Below are 21,201 nucleotides of genomic sequence, written 5' to 3'. Positions count from 1 at the left end.
GCTGGCATTTGTTTTACTTTTACGGCGCATAAAGTCAAAATTAAGAATTCGTTACGTCTACAGACTGTATGCAGCCAGAGATTTTCTCTCAGTGGACCGGCGAGTATACCTGAAGAAAGGACTTTTGATGCTTCTCGCAACAGCACTGTTAATAATTGGTTTACTTTTGGTCGTCTACAGTGCCGATCGTCTGGTGTTTTCAGCATCAATACTCTGTCGTCTCTTTGGCATTCCCCCTTTGATTATTGGCATGACGGTGGTCAGCGTTGGCACCTCCCTTCCTGAGATCATCGTGTCGGTCGCCGCTTCGATGCACGACCAGTTGGATCTCGCCGTCGGTACCGCCATTGGCTCCAATATCGTCAATATATTATTGATATTAGGGCTTGCCGCACTGTTGCACCCATTTCGCGTGCATTCTGATGTTCTGCGCCGCGAATTGCCGCTAATGTTGATCGTAAGTCTGTTGGCAGGCTGCGTATTGTACGACGGGCAGTTGACGATGAGCGATGGCATATTCCTGCTGGCGCTGGCGACGGTCTGGCTGCTTTACATTGTTAAGCTCGCCCGCGCCGCAGAAAAACAGGGCAATGATAGCCTGACCCGAGAACAGATGGCGGAGCTACCGCGCGAAGGCACGCTGCCCGTGGCGCTACTCTGGCTGGGGATCGCATTGATCATCATGCCCATGGCGACGCGGATGATCGTCGATAACGCTACGGTATTGGCAAACTACTTTGCCATGAGCGAGCTCACCATCGGCCTGACGGTTATCGCCATTGGTACCAGTCTGCCCGAACTGGCAACCGCCATCGCGGGAGCGCGTAAAGGCGAGGACGATATCGCCATTGGTAACATCATCGGTTCGAACATTTTTAATATCGCGATTGTGCTCGGCCTGCCAGCGTTGCTCTCACCTGGCGTATTCAACCCGCTGGCTTTCTCGCGAGATTACGGGGTGATGGTGCTGGTCAGCGCCATCTTTGCCCTACTCTGCTGGCGCCGCAAACGGCAGATTGGTAAAGGCGCAGGCGCGCTACTGACCGCGGGTTTTATCGTATGGATGGCGATGCTGTACTGGCTCTCGCCTCTTCTCTCTGGGTAAACGGATACGGATTATGTCGCACATAGAATTGCAGCCGGACTTTGACTTTCAGAAAGCAGGAAAAGCGGTTCTGGAGATTGAACGTGAAGGTCTGGCGCAGTTAGACCAATACATTAATCAGGATTTTACGCTGGCGTGCGAAATGCTGTTTCGCTGTAGCGGCAAAGTCGTGGTAATGGGGATGGGTAAATCAGGTCATATCGGCCGCAAGATGGCGGCAACCTTTGCCAGCACCGGGACAACGGCCTTTTTCGTCCACCCAGGCGAAGCCGCTCACGGCGATCTCGGTATGGTCACGCCGCAGGATGTGGTTATTGCCTTATCCAACTCAGGTGAATCTAACGAAATTCTGGCGCTGATCCCGGTCCTAAAGCGGCTGCAGGTTAAGCTTATCTGCGTTACCAGCCGCCCCGAGAGCAGCATGGCGCGCGCCGCAGATGTGCACCTGTGCGTGAAAGTCCCTAAAGAGGCATGCCCGCTGGGTCTGGCTCCCACATCCAGCACCACCGCGGTACTGGTGATGGGCGACGCCCTTGCCGTCGCGCTGCTTGAGGCCCGCGGTTTTACGGCGGAAGATTTCGCCCTCTCCCACCCTGGCGGTGCGCTTGGACGCAAATTGCTGTTACGCGTCAACGACATCATGCATACTGGCGAGGAAATTCCGCACGTCAGTAAAGACGCTCCCTTACGTGATGCGTTACTGGAAATCACCCGTAAAAACCTGGGCATGACGGTCATCTGTGATGAGACGATGAAGATCGAAGGTATCTTCACCGACGGGGACCTGCGCCGGGTATTTGATATGGGCGTCGATGTACGTACGCTGGGTATCGCCGATGTGATGACCAGCGGCGGAATTCGTGTGCGTCCGGGGACGCTGGCGGTCGATGCGCTCAACCTGATGCAGTCCCGCCATATTACCGCGGTCATGGTTGCCGATGGCGACCAGTTGCTGGGTGTGGTACATATGCATGATCTTCTGCGCGCAGGCGTAGTGTAATGAAGGATAAGACAATGAGTAATGCGGGTGCTTCGCTTGCAACCTGTTACGGCCCGGTCAGTGCACAAATGATGGCGCAAGCGGAAAAGATTCGTTTGCTGATTCTGGACGTGGACGGCGTCCTCTCCGACGGCCTGATCTATATGGGTAATAACGGCGAGGAGCTTAAGGCCTTTAATGTGCGTGATGGCTACGGCATTCGCTGCGCACTGACTTCTGGCATAGAAGTTGCCATTATCACCGGCCGGAAGGCTAAACTAGTAGAAGACCGTTGCGACACGCTGGGCATCACCCATCTTTATCAGGGACAATCCGATAAGAGGGTCGCTTTCAGGGATTTGCTGGATAAACTGGCTATTGCCACAGAAAACGTAGCCTATGTAGGCGACGATCTGATTGACTGGCCAGTAATGGCTGAAGTGGGGCTGAGCATTGCCGTTGCCGATGCGCATCCGCTTTTACTCCCCCGCGCTGACTATGTCACCCGGATCAACGGTGGCCGGGGCGCGGTTCGTGAGGTGTGCGATCTCCTGTTACTGGCGCAAGGCAAGCTTGATGAGGCCAAAGGGCAATCGATATGAGTAAAACCAGACGTTGGGTTATTATTCTGCTTTCGCTGTTGGCACTGGTACTGATTGGCGTGAATCTTGCCGATCGGGATGACACCGAAGCGCCGACGGTGAACACGAGCGATCCAACCTATAAAAGCGATCAAAGCAATACCGTGGTTTATAGCCCGGAAGGCGCACTGAATTATCGCCTTATCGCCCAGCACGTTGAATATTTCTCTGAGCAGGGTGATTCGTGGTTTACCCAGCCGGTGCTGACCACGTTTGACAAAGATAAAGTTCAGACATGGTCCATCAAATCAGATCGGGCAAAACTGACGAATGACCGTATGCTTTATCTTTATGGCCATGTGGAAGTGAATGCGCTGACCCCTGATGCGCAATTGCGCAAAATCACCACTGACAACGCACAGATCAACCTGGTCACCCAGGATGTCACATCCCAGGATCTGGTCACTTTATACGGCACAACATTTAATTCCAGCGGCCTCAGAATGCGCGGGAACTTACGCAGCAAGAACGCAGAGCTGATTGAAAAGGTTAGAACCTCCTATGAAATTCAAAACAAACAAACTCAGCCTTAATTTCGTCATCGCCAGCGCACTGCTGGCCGCCAGTCTGCCTGCGCTTGCTGTGACAGGTGATACCGAGCAGCCGATTCATATCGAGTCAGACACCCAGTCTCTTGATATGCAGGGCAATGTGGTGACGTTCACTGGCAATGTGGTGGTGACTCAGGGCACCATCAAAATCAATGCAGACAAAGTCGTCGTGACCCGTCCGGGTGGCGAAGATGGTAAAGAGATTATCGATGGTTACGGCAATCCGGCCACCTTCTATCAGATGCAGGACAATGGCAAACCGGTAAAAGGCCACGCGTCGCACATGCACTATGAGTTGGCAAAAGATTTTGTCGTGCTCACTGGCAACGCATTCCTGGAGCAGCTGGACAGTAATATCACCGGCGACAAGATCACCTACCTGGTGAAAGAGCAGAAAATGCAGGCCTTCAGTGAAAAAGGCAAACGCGTCACCACCGTACTTGTTCCGTCGCAGCTGCAGGACAAAAACAGCAATCAGGCTCCGGCACAGAAAAAGAGTAACTAATTCGTTATGGCAACATTAACTGCAAAGAATCTTGCGAAGGCCTATAAGGGCCGCCGCGTCGTGGAAGATGTCAGTCTGACCGTAAACTCTGGTGAGATCGTCGGGCTTCTGGGGCCGAACGGTGCGGGTAAAACCACCACTTTCTACATGGTGGTCGGTATTGTGCCGCGCGATGCAGGCAACATCATTATCGATGACGAAGACATCAGTCTGCTGCCACTGCACGCCCGTGCCCGTCGTGGTATCGGCTATCTGCCGCAGGAAGCGTCCATCTTCCGTCGCCTGAGCGTCTTCGACAACCTGATGGCCGTCTTGCAGATCCGTGACGATCTTACCGCCGAGCAGCGTGAAGATCGCGCTAACGAGCTGATGGAAGAGTTCCACATTGAACATCTGCGTGACAGCCTCGGTCAGGCGCTCTCGGGCGGCGAACGTCGTCGCGTTGAGATTGCCCGAGCGCTGGCTGCCAACCCAAAATTCATTCTTCTTGATGAACCCTTTGCGGGCGTTGACCCCATTTCCGTAATCGATATCAAACGCATTATCGAGCATCTGCGCGACAGCGGCCTCGGCGTATTGATCACGGACCATAACGTGCGCGAAACGCTGGCCGTCTGCGAACGTGCATACATTGTGAGCCAGGGGCATCTGATTTCTCATGGCACGCCGCAGGCGATCCTGGAAGACGAGCATGTTAAGCGCGTGTATCTTGGGGAAGACTTCAGACTCTGATAGGGTAAGAGGTACAACAACGCGTAACCGGAGAAAAATGCTCTGAATATGAAGCAAGGTTTGCAATTAAGGCTCAGCCAGCAGCTGGCAATGACGCCACAATTACAGCAGGCAATCCGCCTGTTGCAATTGTCTACGCTTGAACTGCAGCAGGAGCTCCAGCAAGCGCTGGAGAGCAATCCTCTGCTTGAGCAAACCGATCTTCACGATGAGGTAGAAACCCAGCAGTCCCAGGACACCGAGGCACTTGATACCGCCGATGCCCTTGAGCAGAAAGAGATGCCCGACGAGCTGCCGCTGGATGCCAGCTGGGATGAGATCTACACCGCCGGCACCCCTTCCGGTAACCGCGTGGATTACCAGGACGATGAACTGCCGGTTTATCAGGGGGAAACGACCCAGTCACTGCAGGATTATCTGATGTGGCAGGTGGAGCTGACCCCGTTCTCCGATACCGATCGCGCCATCGCCACCTCTATCGTCGATGCTGTTGATGACACCGGTTATCTCACCGTACCGCTGGAAGATATTCTGGAAAGCATTGGCGATGCCGATATCGATCTGGAAGAGGTCGAAGCGGTTCTGAAGCGAGTTCAGCGCTTTGATCCCATTGGCGTAGCGGCGAGAGATTTGCGTGACTGCCTGCTTATACAGCTGTCGCAGTTTGTGAAAGAGACGCCCTGGCTCGAAGAGGCCAGACTGATCGTCAGCGATCATCTGGATCTGCTGGCAAATCATGACTTCCGGGCCTTAATGCGGGTGACGCGGCTAAAAGAAGATGTGCTCAAGGCCGCCGTGAATCTGATTCAGTCACTGGATCCCCGTCCGGGTCAGTCGATCCAGACCAGCGAGCCCGAGTATGTTATCCCCGACGTGCTGGTGCGAAAACATAACGGTCTGTGGACCGTAGAACTTAACTCCGACAGCATTCCCCGCCTGCAAATTAACCAGCAATACGCCTCAATGTGCACCAGCTCGCGCAACGACTCCGATAACCAGTTTATTCGCAGTAATCTGCAGGAAGCGCGCTGGCTGATTAAAAGCCTTGAGAGCCGTAACGATACCCTGCTTCGCGTCAGCCGCTGTATCGTCGAGCAACAGCAGGCCTTTTTCGAACGGGGCGAAGAGTACATGAAACCGATGGTGCTGGCGGATATCGCCCAGGCCGTCGAAATGCACGAATCCACGATTTCCCGCGTCACTACGCAGAAGTATCTGCATAGCCCACGCGGTATTTTTGAGCTTAAGTATTTCTTCTCTAGCCATGTTAATACCGAAGGCGGCGGCGAAGCATCGTCGACAGCCATCCGTGCGCTGGTGAAGAAATTGATCGCCGCGGAAAACCCCGCGAAACCACTGAGTGACAGTAAGTTAACCACCATGCTGTCGGATCAAGGTATCATGGTGGCTCGCCGCACTGTTGCGAAGTATCGAGAGTCTTTATCCATTCCGCCGTCTAACCAGCGTAAACAGCTGGTCTGACACAACCGATAAGGAAGACACTATGCAGCTCAACATCACTGGACATAACGTCGAAATTACCGAGGCGCTGCGCGAATTTTTGAATACAAAATTTGCCAAACTTGAACAGTATTTCGAGAGGATCAACCAGGTCTACATTGTGTTGAAAGTGGAGAAAGTGACTCATATCTCGGACGCCACCCTGCATGTTAACGGTGGCGAGCTCCATGCCAGTGCGGAAGGGCAGGACATGTATGCGGCTATCGACGGCTTGATTGATAAGCTGGCCCGACAGCTAAATAAACATAAAGATAAACTGAAACAACACTAATTGTCCGGGCAGTTAACGGATGCAGGCCGGCCTGTTGTGAAACACATCAGGCCCTTTGTATCGTTAGCGCTTAGGTGAAATTATGATAAATAACGATTCCGCTCTTCAACTGAGCAATGTCCTTAACCAGGAATGTACCCGCAGTGCCGTTCATTGCCAGAGCAAAAAACGTGCGCTGGAGATCATCAGCGAACTGGCGGCTAAACAGCTGGGCTTAGCGCCGCAAGTGGTGTTTGAAGCCATCCTGACCCGTGAGAAAATGGGCAGTACCGGTATCGGTAACGGCATCGCCATTCCGCATGGCAAGCTGGAAGAGGACACCCTGCGCGCCGTGGGCGTCTTTGTCCAGCTGGAAACGCCGATCGCCTTTGATGCCATCGACAATCAGCCTGTCGACCTGCTGTTTGCGCTGCTGGTTCCTGCCGATCAAACGAAAACCCATCTGCATACGCTGTCGCTGGTCGCCAGACGCCTGGCAGACAAAACCATTTGTCGCCGCCTGCGCGCTGCGCAGAGTGACGAAGAACTTTATCAAATTATCACGGAAGCGGAAGGCAACCAGGATGATGCGTAATCGGGTAATGGCTATGACATTTGCTGTCCTGAGGAGAAAAGTTTCATGGTGCTGATGATCGTCAGCGGACGTTCCGGGTCGGGTAAATCCGTCGCCCTGCGTGCGCTGGAAGATATGGGCTTTTACTGCGTAGATAACCTGCCGGTGGTGCTGTTGCCCGACCTGGCACGAACGCTGGCAGACAGACAAATCTCGGCGGCCGTCAGTATCGACGTACGAAATATGCCGGAATCCCCGGAGATCTTCGAACAGGCGATGAGCAGCCTGCCGGAAGCGTTTTCCCCGCAGCTGCTCTTCCTTGATGCCGACCGCAATACGTTAATCCGTCGTTATAGCGACACCCGTCGTCTGCACCCTCTTTCCAGTAAGAATCTGTCGCTGGAAAGCGCTATTGATGAAGAGAGCGATCTACTGGAGCCGCTGCGTTCCCGCGCGGATCTGATCGTAGATACCTCTGAGATGTCAGTGCATGAGCTGGCCGAGATGCTGCGTACCCGCCTGCTGGGTAAACGCGAACGCGAGTTGACCATGGTGTTTGAGTCCTTTGGCTTCAAGCACGGTATCCCTATCGATGCCGACTACGTCTTTGACGTACGCTTCCTGCCAAACCCACACTGGGATCCTAAACTGCGCCCAATGACGGGTCTGGATAAGCCGGTAGCGGCCTTCCTTGATCGGCATACTGAAGTCCATAACTTTATCTACCAGACTCGTAGCTATCTTGAGCTATGGTTACCTATGCTGGAGACCAATAACCGCAGCTATCTGACTGTGGCGATTGGCTGTACGGGCGGTAAACACCGTTCGGTCTACATTGCCGAGCAACTGGCTGACTATTTCCGCTCTCGCGGTAAAAACGTTCAGTCGCGTCATCGCACGCTGGAAAAACGTAAAACATGACCGTAAAGCAGACCGTGGAAGTCACCAATAAGCTGGGAATGCACGCCCGCCCGGCCATGAAGCTATTTGAGCTGATGCAGGGCTTCGACGCAGAGGTTCTGCTACGTAACGACGAAGGTACCGAAGCGGAAGCGAACAGCGTGATTGCACTGCTAATGCTCGATTCCGCTAAGGGCCGCCAGATTGAAATTGAAGCGACGGGGCCTCAGGAAGAAGAGGCGCTGGCCGCGGTCATTGCGCTGTTTAACGCCGGGTTCGACGAAGATTAGTAGAGCTTGTGCGCCTGCATAAAGCCTTCGCCGCCTAACTGCCGCATCTGCCGCAGGATCCACGCCTGGCGGCTACGCACGTAACCCGTCGGTGCGCTGGCCTTAAAGCGAATTGGGTTTGGCAGAACGGCTGCGAGAAGCGCGGCTTCAGCGGGGCTTAGCTTACTGGCAGGTTTATGGAAATAGCGTTGAGACGCAGCCTCCACACCAAATACCCCCTCACCAAACTCGGCGATGTTGAGATACACCGTCAGGATCCGCTTCTTACTCCAGACGGTCTCCATACCTAACGTCAGCCCGGCTTCCAGCCCTTTTCTCACCCAGCTACGTCCATCCCACAAAAAGAGGTTCTTGGCCGTTTGCTGGGAAAGCGTCGATGCACCACGGATCCGGTTCTCATTGCGTTCGTTATGCGCCAACGCTTTTTCAATGGCGCCCATGTCAAACCCCCAGTGCTCCGGGAATTTCTGATCTTCAGCGGCTATCACTGCCAGCCCCATCCAGGGGGAGATCTCATCCATGCTCACCCAGTCGGAATGCGCCACATAGCTGAAGTTTCCCGCGAACCAGGCACTAAGCTGACGCTCTACCATTACCGCAGAAAATGGCACCGGTAGAATATTGAACAGCGCAATGCCGCCGCCCCAGAATACCGCCAGCACCAACACAATCCGCAGCAGCCAGCGCTTGAACATCTTCACAATCATTCCGTCAGCACCAGTACGCGTGCGACCAGTTTATCAATGCCCGCAGCGGCTTCGGCGATAGTCTGTGCCAACATATACGCAGGTGTGGTGACGATTTTGTTATCTTCATCGACAACGATATCTTCCACCGGGCAGGGAACATGTTCACCGCCCATCTCCTCGATCACCTCGGCAGTATCGATATCGGTGCCGATGGTCAGGCGCAGCGGGAAATCAAAAATCTTTGGCAGCAAGGCCGGTGCAATGCAGATAAAACCCAGGGGTTTGCCCTGCTGGTGCATCTGCTGCGCCAGCGCTTTCAGATCGTCATCAACTTCACACTGGCTTCCCTGCGCAGCAAAGTTGCTCAGGTTTTTTGCCGCACCGAATCCGCCCGGTACGATCAGCGCATCCAGCGCCTCTGCCTTCGCCATATTGAGCGGATGGATATCTCCACGGGCGATGCGCGCCGCTTCGATCAGCACGTTACGGCTGTCGGCCATCGCTTCGCCAGTCAGATGATTAATGACGTCGGACTGGACTTTATCGGGGGCAAAACAGATTGCCTGCGCACCTGCCCGGGACAACGCCAGGAGCGTAAGGACGGACTCGGTGATTTCAGCCCCGTCATAAACACCACAACCGCTAAGCACTACGCCAACTTTTTTCATCATGCCGATTCCTTATAGCAAGTGACTGAAGCTTATTAATAATTCTGATTAAAACGCTATGCTTCACATATTTCACTGATTCATGTAACAAAGTATTTAAGATTTGCTATCTTAACTGCGTGCGGCCTAAATTTTGAGGCGGCGTCTGGTCCCAAAATGATAACAATGTTCTCTACAGGCGCAGCCAAGATTTCCCTGGTGTTGGCGCAGTATTCGCGCACCCCGGTTTAGCCGGGGTCATTTTTTTCTGCTTTCTACCCACGCTTTCAATACCGCCACATCGTTCTGCCACTCTTGCTTCATCTCTTCGACCCATTCACCGACATTATCGGACCAGGCAGGAAGATCGGGGCTCTGGATCTGCTGACCAAGCTGTTGCAGATGACGCAAACCTACCGAGCCCGCTGCGCCTTTAATTTTATGCCCCTCTTCCACGATGCCTTTCTGATCGCGCGCGGTCAGGTTCGACTCCAGCACCGCTAAATAGCCAGGCATCATCTTCTCGAAGACCGCCAGCCCATCGGTAATCAGCTTCGGGCCAACCAGTTCGATGTATTGTTCAAGCATGGCGATATCCAGCAAGGTATGCGCTTTATCGGTATCAACCTTCGTCATGGTGCTCTCCTCTTCGTCACAGGTATCCCAGTACTTCTTAATCATGGCAGTGAGAGCAGGTACGGACAGCGGCTTGCTCAGCACATCGTCCATCCCGGCCTCCAGATACTCTTTTTTATCCTTCAGCACGTTCGCGGTCAGCGCCACCAGCGGCGGCAGCTCGTCACGGCTGTAGCGACGCGTGAGCTCACGCGAAATATCCAGCCCGGTCATATCCGGCAACTGGATATCAAGCAACAGCAGGTCATATTCGCCTGGCGTGAACATCTCCAGCGCGGCAGTCCCGGTCATGGCGACATCCACGCTACTGCCCAGCTTTTCCAGCACCGAGCGCGCCACAATGACGTTAAGTTCAATATCTTCTACCAGCAAGACGTGCAGCGCGGGCAGCGGTAAATCATCGTGAGCGAAGGTATCTTCCACCTCTTCTGCCACCGCCGGAGCATGCACGCTCAGAGCAAACAGCGAGCCCTTACCCGGGTTGCTGGAGACGGTGATATCGCCGCCCATGCTTTTCGCCAGACGACGCGATACTGCCAGACCTATACCGGTGCCGGTGGCAGGCTTACCGCCCTGGCTATCTTTCACCTGATAGTACATGGCAAAGATCTTATCCTGCTCTTCCTGCGGAATGCCGATCCCTGAGTCTTCAACCTCAAAATGCAGCATCTCCCCTTCGCCGTAGCGAACCCGCACCGACACCTGCCCTGCCTGCGTAAACTTGACGGCGTTACTGATCAGATTCCACAGAATCTGGCGCAGACGCGTACCATCGGTGACCACTTTATGGGGCAACGGCAAGGTGGGCTCCAGCACAAAGCGTAGACCTTTCTGCTGCGCTTGCAGGCCTGACAGATTTTCCAGGTCGGCCAGGAAGCTGGTGAAGTCTACCGGCTGGTTATCCAGCTGAACTTTACGCCGCTCCATTTTATCCATATCGATAATATCGTTGAAAATATTCCCCAACGTCACGGCTGAAACATGGATAGTCTTAAGGTATTTCTCCTGCTCGGCAGACAGCTCGGTATCAAGCAGAATACGGCTTAGCCCGACGATACCGTTTAGAGGCGTACGCAGCTCATGGCTGATGGTCGAGATAAAGGTGGTCTTATCCCGGCTGGCGCGCTCCAGCGCATCCTGATAGCGCTTACGTTCGGTAATATCGCGGCCAAAGCCCATCAGGCCATGGCGTTTACCCACGCGGTCGTAATAGGGAACTTTGCGGATCTCAAAGCAGGCTTTGCGCCCATCCGGATAATCCAGCCACTGTTCGTAGGTGAGAGAGACGTTGTGACGGAAGACTTTTTCATCCGTTTCAATGACTTTTGCCGCCGCCTCTTCGGAATAGACGTCCTGCGGTTTGAGGCTAACCAGCTGTTTTTCACTTTTGCCGGTCAGCAGTTCCATTGCCCGGTTGCAGCCGGAGAACTCTTTATCCTCATTACGGTAGAAGACCAGATCCGGTGAAGCATCAAGAAACGAACGTAGGAAAGAGGATTGCTGTTCGAGCTGGATCTGCGTCTCTTCACGCTCTTTCATCTCGACCTTCAGCTGCTCCAGCGTTACGCGGCGCTCTGCTTCGGCTTTTTCACGATCTGAAATTTCCTGATTAAGCTGTGCAATGTTGTCCTTCAACTGAACATTGAGCTTCAGATCACGCTCGCGCATCTCCTCCAGTTTCTCCACCAGCCGGGAGAGGCGTTGACGCGACTCCTCGAGCTGCTCGACCACCACCGACAGGAAGTAGACCGCCCAGGGGGTAATCAACAGACCGAAGAAAATAGAGCGGATCACGTCGATACTTTCGACCTGCCCATGCAGCACCATGGTCACCGCCATCTGTACCACAATCGCCAGCACTACCAGCGCCAGAGCGAGCAACATGGAGAAGCGTACCAGGCCAAGCTTCATCATGAGATCGACGTAGTACTGCGCCAGCATTCGAATTTGCTTCATAGAGGATTCCTTCACGGCTTCATCGCACAATCATACTCAAATTTCAGGCAAGACGTTGAAGGTTGTGCGAAAAAGTGCGGGGTAGAGCGGGAGATACCCCTCGCTCCCACGACCGGGAGGGAGGGGTAAAGCAGGTCAGGAGCGTTTTAGCATCAGCCAGAGGCTGATAACGAAGAAAGATGCGCTTGGCAGCAGGGCACCAATCACCGGCGGTATGCCATACACCAGGGTCAGCGGACCGAAGATCTGGTCCAGCACGTAGAAGACAAAGCCAAAGCTAATCCCGGTGACGACGCGCACGCCCATGGCTACGCTACGCAGCGGCCCGAAGATAAAGGAGAGAGCCATCAACATCATGACCGCCACGGAGAGCGGCTGGAAGATTTTGCTCCACATATTGAGCTGATAACGGCCGGCATCCTGGCCACTCGACTTCAGGTACTTCACATAGTTGTGCAGGCCACTGATAGAGAGCGCGTCCGGATCCAGCGCCACCACGCCGAGCTTGTCCGGCGTCAGGTTGGTTTTCCAGGTGCCACTGACGGTTTGCGAGCCCGTGATCTGTTTTGGATCCTGCAGGTTAGACTCGTCAACCTGCGACAGACGCCAAAGTTTATTCTCTGCATCAAAGGTCGCCGATGCCGCATAACGTACCGCCTGCAGGCGGCGCTGATCGTTAAAGCTATAAATGCTTACGCCGCCAAGGGAGTTGTCGCCCTTCACGCGTTCGATATAGACAAAGTTATTTCCGTCTTTCGCCCACAGCCCCTGCTGGGTTGAGAGCAGCGAGCCGCCGTACATGGCCTGCGCACGGTAGTTACGCGCCATCTGCTCGCCCTGCGGTGCCACCCATTCGCCAATGGCCATGGTCAGCAGCACCAGTGGAATGGCGGTTTTCATGACCGACAGCGCCACCTGCATACGGGTAAAGCCAGAGGCCTGCATGACAACCAGTTCACTGCGCTGTGCCAACATCCCCAGACCCAGCAGGGCACCTAACAACGCCGCCATCGGGAAGAAGATCTGCACATCTTTTGGCATGCTGAGCAGGGTATACATACCTGCACCCAGAGCGTCGTAACTCCCCTGCCCGGCCTTTTTCAGCTGATCAACAAACTTGATGATGCCGGAGAGGGAGACCAGCATGAATAACGTCATCATGATGGTGGTAAAAATGGTTTTACCGATATAGCGGTCTAAAACGCGAAAAGCCTGCATTACACCGCTCCTTTACGCATAAAACGGGATCTGAAACGGCGCATCGGCACGGTATCCCAAAGGTTAAGCGCTATGGCCAGCAACAGATACAGCACGTTGACCGCCCAGGTCCAGATAACCGGGTCGATTTTGCCTTTCCCACCGTTCGATTTTATGGAGGTCTGCAGCAGGAAGAACACCAGATAGAGCAGCATCGCCGGCAGCATTGACAGCACACGTCCCTGACGCGGGTTGACCACGCTCAGCGGAACCACCATCAGTGCCATCATAAACACGGTGAATACCAACGTAATACGCCAGTGCAACTCTGCCCGGGCGCGATCGGTATCGGTGGTGAAGAGCGTACGCATGTTCATCTGATCCGTATCGCTCGGGTCCAGCGCGACCGCCTGGTGACCAATGATCGCCTGGTAGTTCTGGAAGTCGGTAATACGGAAATCGCGCAACATGGCAGTGCCTTCAAAGCGGGTGCCTTTGTTCAGCGTGACGACCTGAGACCCATCTTTAGTCTGAGAAAGCTGGCCTGAATCAGCCACCACCACGGAGGGACGGGCATTGCCTTTCGGTCGAATTTGCGCGAGGAAAACGTCGTTGAACCGGCTACCGTCAACGCTTTCGATAAACAGGACCGAGTTGCCGTCGCTGGCTTGCTGGAACTGTCCCTGGGCCAGGGCAGCCATGCCGGGGTTGGCTTTCGCTTCAGCCAGCACTTCATCCTGATGGCGCGATGACCAGGGGCCTGCCCACATCACGTTGACGGCGGCAACGATACCGGTAAACAACGCCAGTACCATGGCGGCTTTTACCAGTACCGCTTTGCTCAGTCCACAGGCGTGCATGACGGTGATTTCACTTTCGGTATAGAGTTTACCGAGCGTCATCAGCAATCCGAGGAAAAGGCTCAACGGCAGGATCAGCTGCGCCATTTCAGGCACGCCTAACCCGAGGAGGGAAAGCACCAGATTTGTAGGAATTTCGCCGTCGACCGCTGCACCGAGGATCCTCACCAGTTTCTGACAGAAAAAAATCAGAAGCAGGATGAAGAGTATTGCCAGCTGGCTTTTGAGCGTCTCCCGCACCAGATATCTTATGATTATCACATTAAATACGCCCGTAAAAACCCGTCTTTTTGCTGGAAAATCGCTTGTTTCATGGCTTAAACGTCATTTATTCTCTTGAGTCGTCGAAATCATCGCTAAGATTAGAACACCCGACGGATTCGCGCTTCAGAAGATGTAATGATGTGTCGAAACCGTAATAACGTAAGATTAACACGAAGTCACCGCAACAGCGGGCATGAGTTACGAAAGGTTTCAATTCTATCCGTAGCGGCCGCTGTTGTCTTTAAGATTCAGGAGCGTAGTGCATGGAGTTCAGTGTAAAAAGCGGCAGCCCGGAGAAACAGCGGAGCGCCTGTATCGTTGTGGGTGTCTTTGAGCCCCGCCGCCTCTCCCCCATCGCCGAGCAACTCGACAAAATCAGCGACGGCTATATTAGTGCCCTGCTGCGCCGTGGCGAACTGGAAGGCAAACCGGGACAGACCTTATTACTGCATCATGTTCCGAACGTGCTGTCCGAGCGTATTCTTCTGATCGGCTGCGGTAAAGAACGTGAGCTGGATGAGCGCCAGTACAAACAGGTTATTCAGAAAACTATCAATACGCTGAATGATACTGGCTCAATGGAAGCGGTCTGCTTCCTCACCGAGCTGCACGTTAAAGGCCGTAACACTTACTGGAAAGTGCGTCAGGCCGTTGAGACGGCAAAAGAGTCGCTGTACAGCTTCGATCAGCTGAAAACCAATAAAAGCGAACCCCGTCGTCCGCTGCGTAAAATGGTCTTTAACGTGCCTACCCGCCGCGAACTGACCAGCGGTGAACGTGCGATTCAGCATGGCCTGGCCATCGCGGCCGGTATCAAAGCCGCGAAAGATCTGGGTAATATGCCACCAAACATCTGTAACGCTGGCTATCTGGCCTCGCAGGCGCGTCAGTTGGCCGACTCTTACAGCAAAAACGTCATCACCCGCGTGATTGGCGAGCAGCAGATGAAAGAGCTGGGCATGCACTCCTACCTCGCGGTGGGAAATGGTTCCCAGAACGAATCCCTGATGTCGGTCATTGAATACAAGGGCAATCCATCGGAAGACGCACGCCCTATCGTGCTGGTGGGTAAAGGCCTGACCTTTGACTCCGGCGGTATCTCCATCAAACCTGCCGAAGGCATGGATGAGATGAAGTACGACATGTGCGGTGCGGCGGCCGTGTACGGTGTCATGCGTATGGTGGCGGAGCTGCAACTGCCGCTTAACGTTATCGGCGTACTGGCCGGCTGTGAAAACATGCCGGGTGGCCGCGCATACCGCCCAGGCGACGTGCTGACCACCATGTCCGGTCAGACCGTTGAAGTGCTGAATACCGATGCCGAAGGCCGCCTGGTGCTGTGCGACGTCCTGACCTACGTTGAGCGCTTCGAACCTGAAGCGGTTATCGATGTGGCAACCCTGACCGGGGCCTGCGTCATTGCGCTGGGCCACCACATCACCGGCCTGATGTCGAACCACAATCCGCTGGCGCACGAGTTGATTGGCGCGTCCGAGCAGGCTGGCGACCGCGCATGGCGACTGCCGCTGGCCGACGAGTTCCAGGATCAGCTGGAGTCGAATTTCGCGGATATGGCGAATATCGGCGGCCGTCCGGGTGGTGCCATCACCGCGGGCTGTTTCCTGTCGCGTTTCACCCGTAAGTACAACTGGGCACACCTCGACATCGCGGGTACCGCATGGCGCTCCGGCAAAGCCAAAGGCGCCACCGGTCGTCCGGTTGCGCTGCTGTCGCAGTTCCTGCTCAACCGCGCCGGCTTTAACGGCGAAGAGTAAACCCGAAAGCCGGGTGGCAGATGCCACCCGGTTTCGCATTTAAAATCACCACAAGAAGCCCCATATCATGAAAAACGCAACGTTCTATATTCTGGACAACGATACACAACAGGATGGCCTGAGCGCCGTTGAACAACTGGTGTGTGACATTGCCGCAGAACGTTGGCGCAGCGGCAAGCGCGTGCTCATCGCCTGTGAAGATGAGCAGCAAGCCATTCGTCTTGATGAGGCGCTATGGGCGCGACCTGCCGAGAGTTTTGTCCCGCACAATCTGTCGGGTGAAGGGCCGCGCGGCGGTGCCCCGGTGGAGATAGCCTGGCCACAAAAACGTAACAGCAGCGCGCGCGATATCCTGATAAGCCTGCGTACTGGCTTTGCAGATTTTGCCACCGCTTTCACAGAAGTGGTAGACTTTGTCCCCTACGAAGATTCCCTGAAACAACTGGCGCGCGAACGCTATAAAGCGTACCGCCTGGCTGGTTTTAACCTGAATACGGCAACCTGGAAATAATGGAAAAGACATATAACCCACGCGATATCGAACAGCCGCTTTACGAGCACTGGGAACAGCAGGGCTATTTCAAGCCTAACGGCGATGAAAGCAAAGAGTCCTTCTGCATCATGATCCCGCCGCCGAACGTCACCGGCAGTTTGCATATGGGTCATGCTTTCCAGCAGACCATCATGGACACCATGATCCGCTACCAGCGCATGCAGGGTAAAAACACCCTGTGGCAGGCGGGAACTGACCACGCGGGTATCGCGACCCAGATGGTCGTTGAGCGTAAAATTGCCGCTGAAGAGGGTAAAACCCGCCACGACTACGGTCGCGACGCGTTCATCGACAAAATCTGGCAGTGGAAGGCAGAATCTGGCGGCACCATTACCCGCCAGATGCGTCGTCTTGGCAACTCCGTGGACTGGGAGCGCGAGCGCTTCACCATGGACGAAGGCCTCTCCAACGCTGTGAAAGAAGTGTTTGTCCGTCTGTATAAAGAGGACCTGATTTACCGTGGCAAGCGCCTGGTAAACTGGGACCCGAAACTGCGCACCGCCATCTCTGACCTTGAAGTGGAAAACCGCGAGTCAAAAGGCTCGATGTGGCACATCCGCTATCCGCTGGCCGACGGCGCAAAAACCGCAGACGGTAAAGATTACCTGGTGGTTGCTACCACCCGTCCGGAAACCCTGCTGGGCGATACCGGTGTGGCCGTTAACCCGGAAGATCCGCGCTACAAAGATCTGATCGGTAAATTTGTGGTCCTGCCGCTGGTTAACCGCCGTATTCCGATTGTGGGCGACGAACACGCCGACATGGAAAAAGGCACCGGCTGCGTGAAAATCACCCCGGCCCACGACTTCAACGACTACGAAGTGGGTCGTCGTCATCAGCTTCCAATGATCAACATTCTGACCTTCGACGGCGATATCCGTGAAAGCGCAGAAGTGTATGACACTAAAGGCAACGAATCTGACGTTTACGCCAGCGACATCCCGGCCGAGTTCCAGAAGCTGGAACGCTTCGCCGCGCGTAAAGCGATTGTCGCTGCCGTAGACGCACTCGGCCTGCTGGAAGAGATCAAGCCTCACGATCTGACCGTGCCGTACGGCGACCGTGGTGGTGTGGTTATCGAGCCAATGTTAACCGACCAGTGGTATGTCCGTGCCGACGTGCTGGCTAAACCTGCTGTTGAAGCGGTTGAAAACGGCAGCATCCAGTTCGTACCGAAGCAGTATGAAAACATGTACTTCTCCTGGATGCGTGACATTCAGGACTGGTGTATCTCCCGTCAACTGTGGTGGGGCCACCGTATTCCGGCGTGGTATGACAACGAAGGCAACGTCTACGTTGGCCGCACCGAAGACGAAGTGCGTCAGGAAAACAACCTGGGCGCTGACGTTGCCCTGCGTCAGGACGAAGACGTGCTGGATACCTGGTTCTCCTCCGCACTCTGGACCTTCTCTACCCTCGGCTGGCCGGAAAATACCGACGCCCTGCGTCAGTTCCACCCAACCAGCGTGATGGTTTCCGGCTTCGACATCATCTTCTTCTGGATCGCCCGCATGATCATGATGACCATGCACTTTATTAAAGATGAAGACGGCAAACCGCAGATCCCGTTTAAGACGATCTACATGACTGGCCTTATCCGCGACGACGAAGGCCAGAAGATGTCTAAATCCAAGGGTAACGTTATTGACCCGCTGGATATGGTCGACGGTATCTCGCTGGAAGAGCTGCTGGAAAAACGTACCGGCAACATGATGCAGCCGCAGCTGGCCGAGAAGATCCGCAAGCGTACCGAGAAGCAGTTCCCGAACGGGATTGAGTCTCACGGTACCGACGCCCTGCGCTTCACCCTGGCGGCGCTGGCCTCTACCGGCCGCGACATCAACTGGGACATGAAGCGTCTGGAAGGTTACCGTAACTTCTGTAACAAGCTGTGGAACGCCAGCCGTTTCGTGCTGATGAATACCGAAGACCAGGATTGCGGCTTTAACGGCGGCGAGATGACGCTGTCGCTGGCAGACCGCTGGATCCTGGCGGAATTCAACCAGACGGTGAAAGCCTTCCGTGACGCGCTGGACAGCTTCCGCTTCGACATCGCGGCAGGCATTCTGTACGAATTCACCTGGAACCAGTTCTGCGACTGGTATCTGGAGCTGGCGAAGCCGGTGATGAACGGTGGTTCTGAAGCAGAACTGCGCGGTACGCGTAATACGCTGATCACCGTGCTGGAAGGTCTGCTGCGCCTGGCGCACCCGGTCATTCCGTTCATTACCGAAACCATCTGGCAGCGTGTGAAGGTGATTGCAGGTATCAACGCCGACACCATCATGCTGCAGCCGTTCCCGGAGTTCGATGCCGCTAAAGTAGATGAAGCCGCATCAGCTGATACCGAATGGCTGAAACAGGCGATTGTTGCTGTGCGTAACGTTCGTGCAGAAATGAATATCGCCCCGAGCAAGCCGCTGGAACTGCTGCTGCGCGGTTGCAGCGAGGCTGCCGTTCGTCGTGTGAATGAGAACAGCACCTTCCTGAAAACCATGGCGCGTCTGGAGAGCATCACCGTGCTGCCTGCCGATGACAAAGGTCCGGTTTCTGTGACCAAAATCATCGACGGCGCCGAGCTGCTGATCCCAATGGCGGGTCTGATCGACAGAGATGCCGAGCTGGCGCGTCTGGCGAAGGAAGTGGCGAAAGTCGACGTGGAAATTGGCAAAATCGAAAGCAAACTGGCGAACGAAGGCTTTGTCGCCCGCGCGCCGGAAGCGGTCATCGCCAAAGAGCGTGAGCGTCTGGTTGCTTTCGCCGATGCAAAAACCAAACTGATTGAGCAGCAGGCGGTTATCGCAGCCCTGTAATGCTTTTACCCCTTACGCTTCAGGGCGTAAGGGGTTTCCTCCCTGAAAACTCCTCGCTTGCACTCCCTTTGCTCCAGTGCTATTAACAGCAGCTGTGTGTCAATTTTTGTCATGAGTAATGCTATGAGCGTGATTGCCCCCGTCGCGACGACGATGCGTCGTATCACTGAACAGGACAACCCGGCCATCGCCGCCGTTATCCGCACCGTTTCCGCCGAATATGGCCTTACGGCCGATAAAGGCTACACCGTAGCCGATCCTAACCTCGATGAGCTGTTCCAGCTATACAGCCAGCCAGGCCACGCCTACTGGATCATTGAGCAGGCAGGCAAGGTTGTGGGCGGTGGCGGCGTGGCGCCTTTGACCTGCAGCGAGCCCGATATCTGTGAACTGCAGAAGATGTACTTTCTGCCCGCCATTCGCGGCCAGGGGCTGGCGAAAAAGCTGGCGCTGGTTGCGCTTGAACACGCGCGCGCTGAGGGCTTCACCCGCTGTTATCTCGAAACCACCGCGTTCCTCAAAGAGGCCATTGGCCTGTATGAACACCTGGGCTTCGAACATATTGACGCGCCGCTGGGCTGCACCGGCCACGTCGACTGCGAAGTGCGGATGCTAAAGACCCTCTGATACTGCCCCCATTCTGTTAAGCGGCTGTAAACTGAATGCTCTACACTCTCAGTTCAACACCATAACGGGGGAATAAAGATGTCGATGATAAAAAGCTATGCCGCGCCGCAGGCGGGTGCAGAACTTGAGCTGTACGAGTACGATGCGGGTGAGCTAAAAGCAGAAGACGTCGAAGTTCAGGTAGATTATTGCGGCATTTGCCACTCGGATCTGTCGATGATCGACAACGAATGGGGCTTTTCAAATTATCCCCTGGTTGCCGGGCATGAGGTCATCGGCCGTGTGGTTGCGCTGGGCACTGCCGCGCAGGACAAAGGGTTGAAAGTTGGCCAGCGCGTGGGCATTGGCTGGACGGCACGCAGCTGTGGACATTGTGATGCCTGTATCAGCGGCAACCAGATTAACTGTCTGGAAGGCACGGTACCTACCATTCTCAATAAGGGCGGGTTCGCCGACAAACTGCGCGCCGACTGGCAGTGGGTGATCCCGCTACCGGACAGCATTGATATCGAATCCGCAGGCCCGCTGCTGTGCGGCGGTATTACGGTATTTAAACCGCTGCTGATGCACCACATCACCGCCACCAGTCGCGTGGGCGTAATTGGTATTGGCGGACTGGGCCACATTGCCATTAAGTTACTGCACGCCATGGGCTGCGAAGTGACGGCGTTCAGCTCTAACCCGGCGAAAGAGCAGGAAGTGCTGGCAATGGGCGCCGATAAAGTGGTGAACAGCCGCGATCCGGAAGCCCTGAAAGCGCTGGCGGGTCAGTTCGATCTGATCATCAACACCGTGAACGTCGATCTCGACTGGCAGCCGTACTTTGAAGCGCTGGCCTACGGCGGTAACTTCCATACCGTTGGGGCAGTGCTGAAGCCGCTGCCGGTTCCGGCGTTTACCCTGATTGGTGGCGATCGCAGCGTATCTGGCTCTGCAACCGGCACACCGTTTGAGTTGCGCAAACTGATGAAGTTTGCCGGACGCACCAAAGTGTCCCCAACCACCGAACTGTATCCAATGTCGAAAATCAATGAGGCTATCCAGCACGTGCGCGACGGCAAGGCCCGTTACCGCGTGGTGTTAAAAGCCGATTTCTGATGTGACTACGCCGGGTGGCGGCATCGCCCCACCCGGTT

The 21,201-nt window shown here is 55.0% G+C and carries 21 protein-coding genes; 16 read left to right on the top strand and 5 right to left on the bottom strand.

Features of this window, described 5'->3' with window-relative positions:
- Positions 1-127: 127 nt before the first annotated feature.
- The 11 genes from B3B59_RS08655 (at position 128) to npr (ending at position 8,048) form a co-directional block, all read left to right on the top strand.
- Positions 128-1,105: a calcium/sodium antiporter gene (locus tag B3B59_RS08655; protein ID WP_040073875.1), complete on the top strand. Its 978-nt coding sequence runs from the start codon at positions 128-130 to the stop codon at positions 1,103-1,105.
- Between the two features lie 13 nt (positions 1,106-1,118).
- Positions 1,119-2,105 (top strand): arabinose-5-phosphate isomerase KdsD, encoded by a 987-nt coding sequence (kdsD, locus tag B3B59_RS08650; RefSeq protein ID WP_046885778.1) that lies wholly within the window; start codon positions 1,119-1,121, stop codon positions 2,103-2,105.
- A gap of 14 nt (positions 2,106-2,119) precedes the next feature.
- Positions 2,120-2,686, top strand: a complete 567-nt coding sequence (kdsC, locus tag B3B59_RS08645; protein ID WP_286808835.1) for a 3-deoxy-manno-octulosonate-8-phosphatase KdsC — start codon at positions 2,120-2,122, stop codon at positions 2,684-2,686.
- Positions 2,683-3,258 (top strand): LPS export ABC transporter periplasmic protein LptC, encoded by a 576-nt coding sequence (lptC, locus tag B3B59_RS08640; RefSeq protein WP_040073872.1) that lies wholly within the window; start codon positions 2,683-2,685, stop codon positions 3,256-3,258. Before kdsC ends, lptC begins: the two co-directional genes overlap by 4 nt.
- On the top strand, positions 3,227-3,781 hold the full coding sequence (gene lptA, locus B3B59_RS08635) for a lipopolysaccharide ABC transporter substrate-binding protein LptA (RefSeq protein WP_040073871.1): 555 nt from the start codon (positions 3,227-3,229) through the stop codon (positions 3,779-3,781). The genes lptC and lptA overlap by 32 nt, the downstream gene beginning before the upstream one ends.
- Before the next feature lie 6 nt (positions 3,782-3,787).
- Positions 3,788-4,513, top strand: a complete 726-nt coding sequence (gene lptB, locus B3B59_RS08630) for an LPS export ABC transporter ATP-binding protein (protein ID WP_286808730.1) — start codon at positions 3,788-3,790, stop codon at positions 4,511-4,513.
- Between the two features lie 48 nt (positions 4,514-4,561).
- Positions 4,562-5,995: an RNA polymerase factor sigma-54 gene (gene rpoN / locus B3B59_RS08625; RefSeq protein ID WP_286808728.1), complete on the top strand. Its 1,434-nt coding sequence runs from the start codon at positions 4,562-4,564 to the stop codon at positions 5,993-5,995.
- Positions 5,996-6,017: 22 nt separating this feature from the next.
- Positions 6,018-6,305: a ribosome hibernation promoting factor gene (gene hpf / locus B3B59_RS08620; RefSeq protein WP_010436063.1), complete on the top strand. Its 288-nt coding sequence runs from the start codon at positions 6,018-6,020 to the stop codon at positions 6,303-6,305.
- A gap of 82 nt (positions 6,306-6,387) precedes the next feature.
- The gene (ptsN, locus tag B3B59_RS08615; RefSeq protein WP_040073868.1) at positions 6,388-6,879 is read left to right on the top strand and encodes a PTS IIA-like nitrogen regulatory protein PtsN; all 492 of its coding nucleotides are present in this window, start codon (positions 6,388-6,390) and stop codon (positions 6,877-6,879) included.
- 45 nt (positions 6,880-6,924) lie between these two features.
- Complete coding sequence (gene rapZ / locus B3B59_RS08610) at positions 6,925-7,779, top strand: RNase adapter RapZ (protein ID WP_040073867.1); 855 nt, start codon at positions 6,925-6,927, stop codon at positions 7,777-7,779.
- Entirely contained in the window at positions 7,776-8,048 is a 273-nt protein-coding gene (gene npr, locus B3B59_RS08605; protein ID WP_040073866.1) for a PTS phosphocarrier protein NPr, read from the top strand. Before rapZ ends, npr begins: the two co-directional genes overlap by 4 nt.
- Here the strand turns inward: npr and mtgA are convergent.
- From mtgA to lptF, 5 genes are all read right to left on the bottom strand, one after another.
- On the bottom strand, positions 8,045-8,743 hold the full coding sequence (gene mtgA / locus B3B59_RS08600; protein ID WP_286808834.1) for a monofunctional biosynthetic peptidoglycan transglycosylase: 699 nt from the start codon (positions 8,741-8,743) through the stop codon (positions 8,045-8,047). The two genes, npr and mtgA, sit on opposite strands and share 4 nt — an antisense overlap.
- An 8-nt stretch (positions 8,744-8,751) precedes the next feature.
- Complete coding sequence (elbB, locus tag B3B59_RS08595) at positions 8,752-9,405, bottom strand: isoprenoid biosynthesis glyoxalase ElbB (RefSeq protein WP_046885863.1); 654 nt, start codon at positions 9,403-9,405, stop codon at positions 8,752-8,754.
- Between the two features lie 237 nt (positions 9,406-9,642).
- On the bottom strand, positions 9,643-11,976 hold the full coding sequence (gene arcB, locus B3B59_RS08590) for an aerobic respiration two-component sensor histidine kinase ArcB (protein WP_046885776.1): 2,334 nt from the start codon (positions 11,974-11,976) through the stop codon (positions 9,643-9,645).
- A 135-nt stretch (positions 11,977-12,111) separates the two neighbouring features.
- The gene (lptG, locus tag B3B59_RS08585; protein ID WP_040073863.1) at positions 12,112-13,194 is read right to left on the bottom strand and encodes an LPS export ABC transporter permease LptG; all 1,083 of its coding nucleotides are present in this window, start codon (positions 13,192-13,194) and stop codon (positions 12,112-12,114) included.
- The gene (gene lptF / locus B3B59_RS08580) at positions 13,194-14,294 is read right to left on the bottom strand and encodes an LPS export ABC transporter permease LptF (protein ID WP_040073862.1); all 1,101 of its coding nucleotides are present in this window, start codon (positions 14,292-14,294) and stop codon (positions 13,194-13,196) included. Before lptF ends, lptG begins: the two co-directional genes overlap by 1 nt.
- 266 nt (positions 14,295-14,560) lie before the next feature.
- On the opposite strand from lptF, the gene pepA reads away from it, so the two are divergent.
- The 5 genes from pepA (at position 14,561) to ahr (ending at position 21,163) form a co-directional block, all read left to right on the top strand.
- On the top strand, positions 14,561-16,072 hold the full coding sequence (gene pepA / locus B3B59_RS08575; protein ID WP_040073861.1) for a leucyl aminopeptidase: 1,512 nt from the start codon (positions 14,561-14,563) through the stop codon (positions 16,070-16,072).
- A 67-nt stretch (positions 16,073-16,139) separates the two neighbouring features.
- Positions 16,140-16,583, top strand: a complete 444-nt coding sequence (gene holC / locus B3B59_RS08570; protein WP_040073860.1) for a DNA polymerase III subunit chi — start codon at positions 16,140-16,142, stop codon at positions 16,581-16,583.
- Positions 16,583-19,438 (top strand): valine--tRNA ligase, encoded by a 2,856-nt coding sequence (locus B3B59_RS08565; protein ID WP_286808725.1) that lies wholly within the window; start codon positions 16,583-16,585, stop codon positions 19,436-19,438. Before holC ends, B3B59_RS08565 begins: the two co-directional genes overlap by 1 nt.
- A 123-nt stretch (positions 19,439-19,561) precedes the next feature.
- On the top strand, positions 19,562-20,065 hold the full coding sequence (locus tag B3B59_RS08560) for a GNAT family N-acetyltransferase (protein ID WP_046885773.1): 504 nt from the start codon (positions 19,562-19,564) through the stop codon (positions 20,063-20,065).
- 78 nt (positions 20,066-20,143) lie between these two features.
- The gene (gene ahr / locus B3B59_RS08555) at positions 20,144-21,163 is read left to right on the top strand and encodes an NADPH-dependent aldehyde reductase Ahr (protein ID WP_046885772.1); all 1,020 of its coding nucleotides are present in this window, start codon (positions 20,144-20,146) and stop codon (positions 21,161-21,163) included.
- The last annotated feature ends 38 nt before the right edge of the window (positions 21,164-21,201 follow it).

Origin of the sequence: Leclercia sp. UBA2479 (genome assembly GCF_002341985.1) — a bacterium.
In the GTDB taxonomy this organism is placed as follows: domain Bacteria; phylum Pseudomonadota; class Gammaproteobacteria; order Enterobacterales; family Enterobacteriaceae; genus Enterobacter; species Enterobacter pneumoniae.
This window is presented reverse-complemented; position numbering and strand designations above follow the sequence as displayed.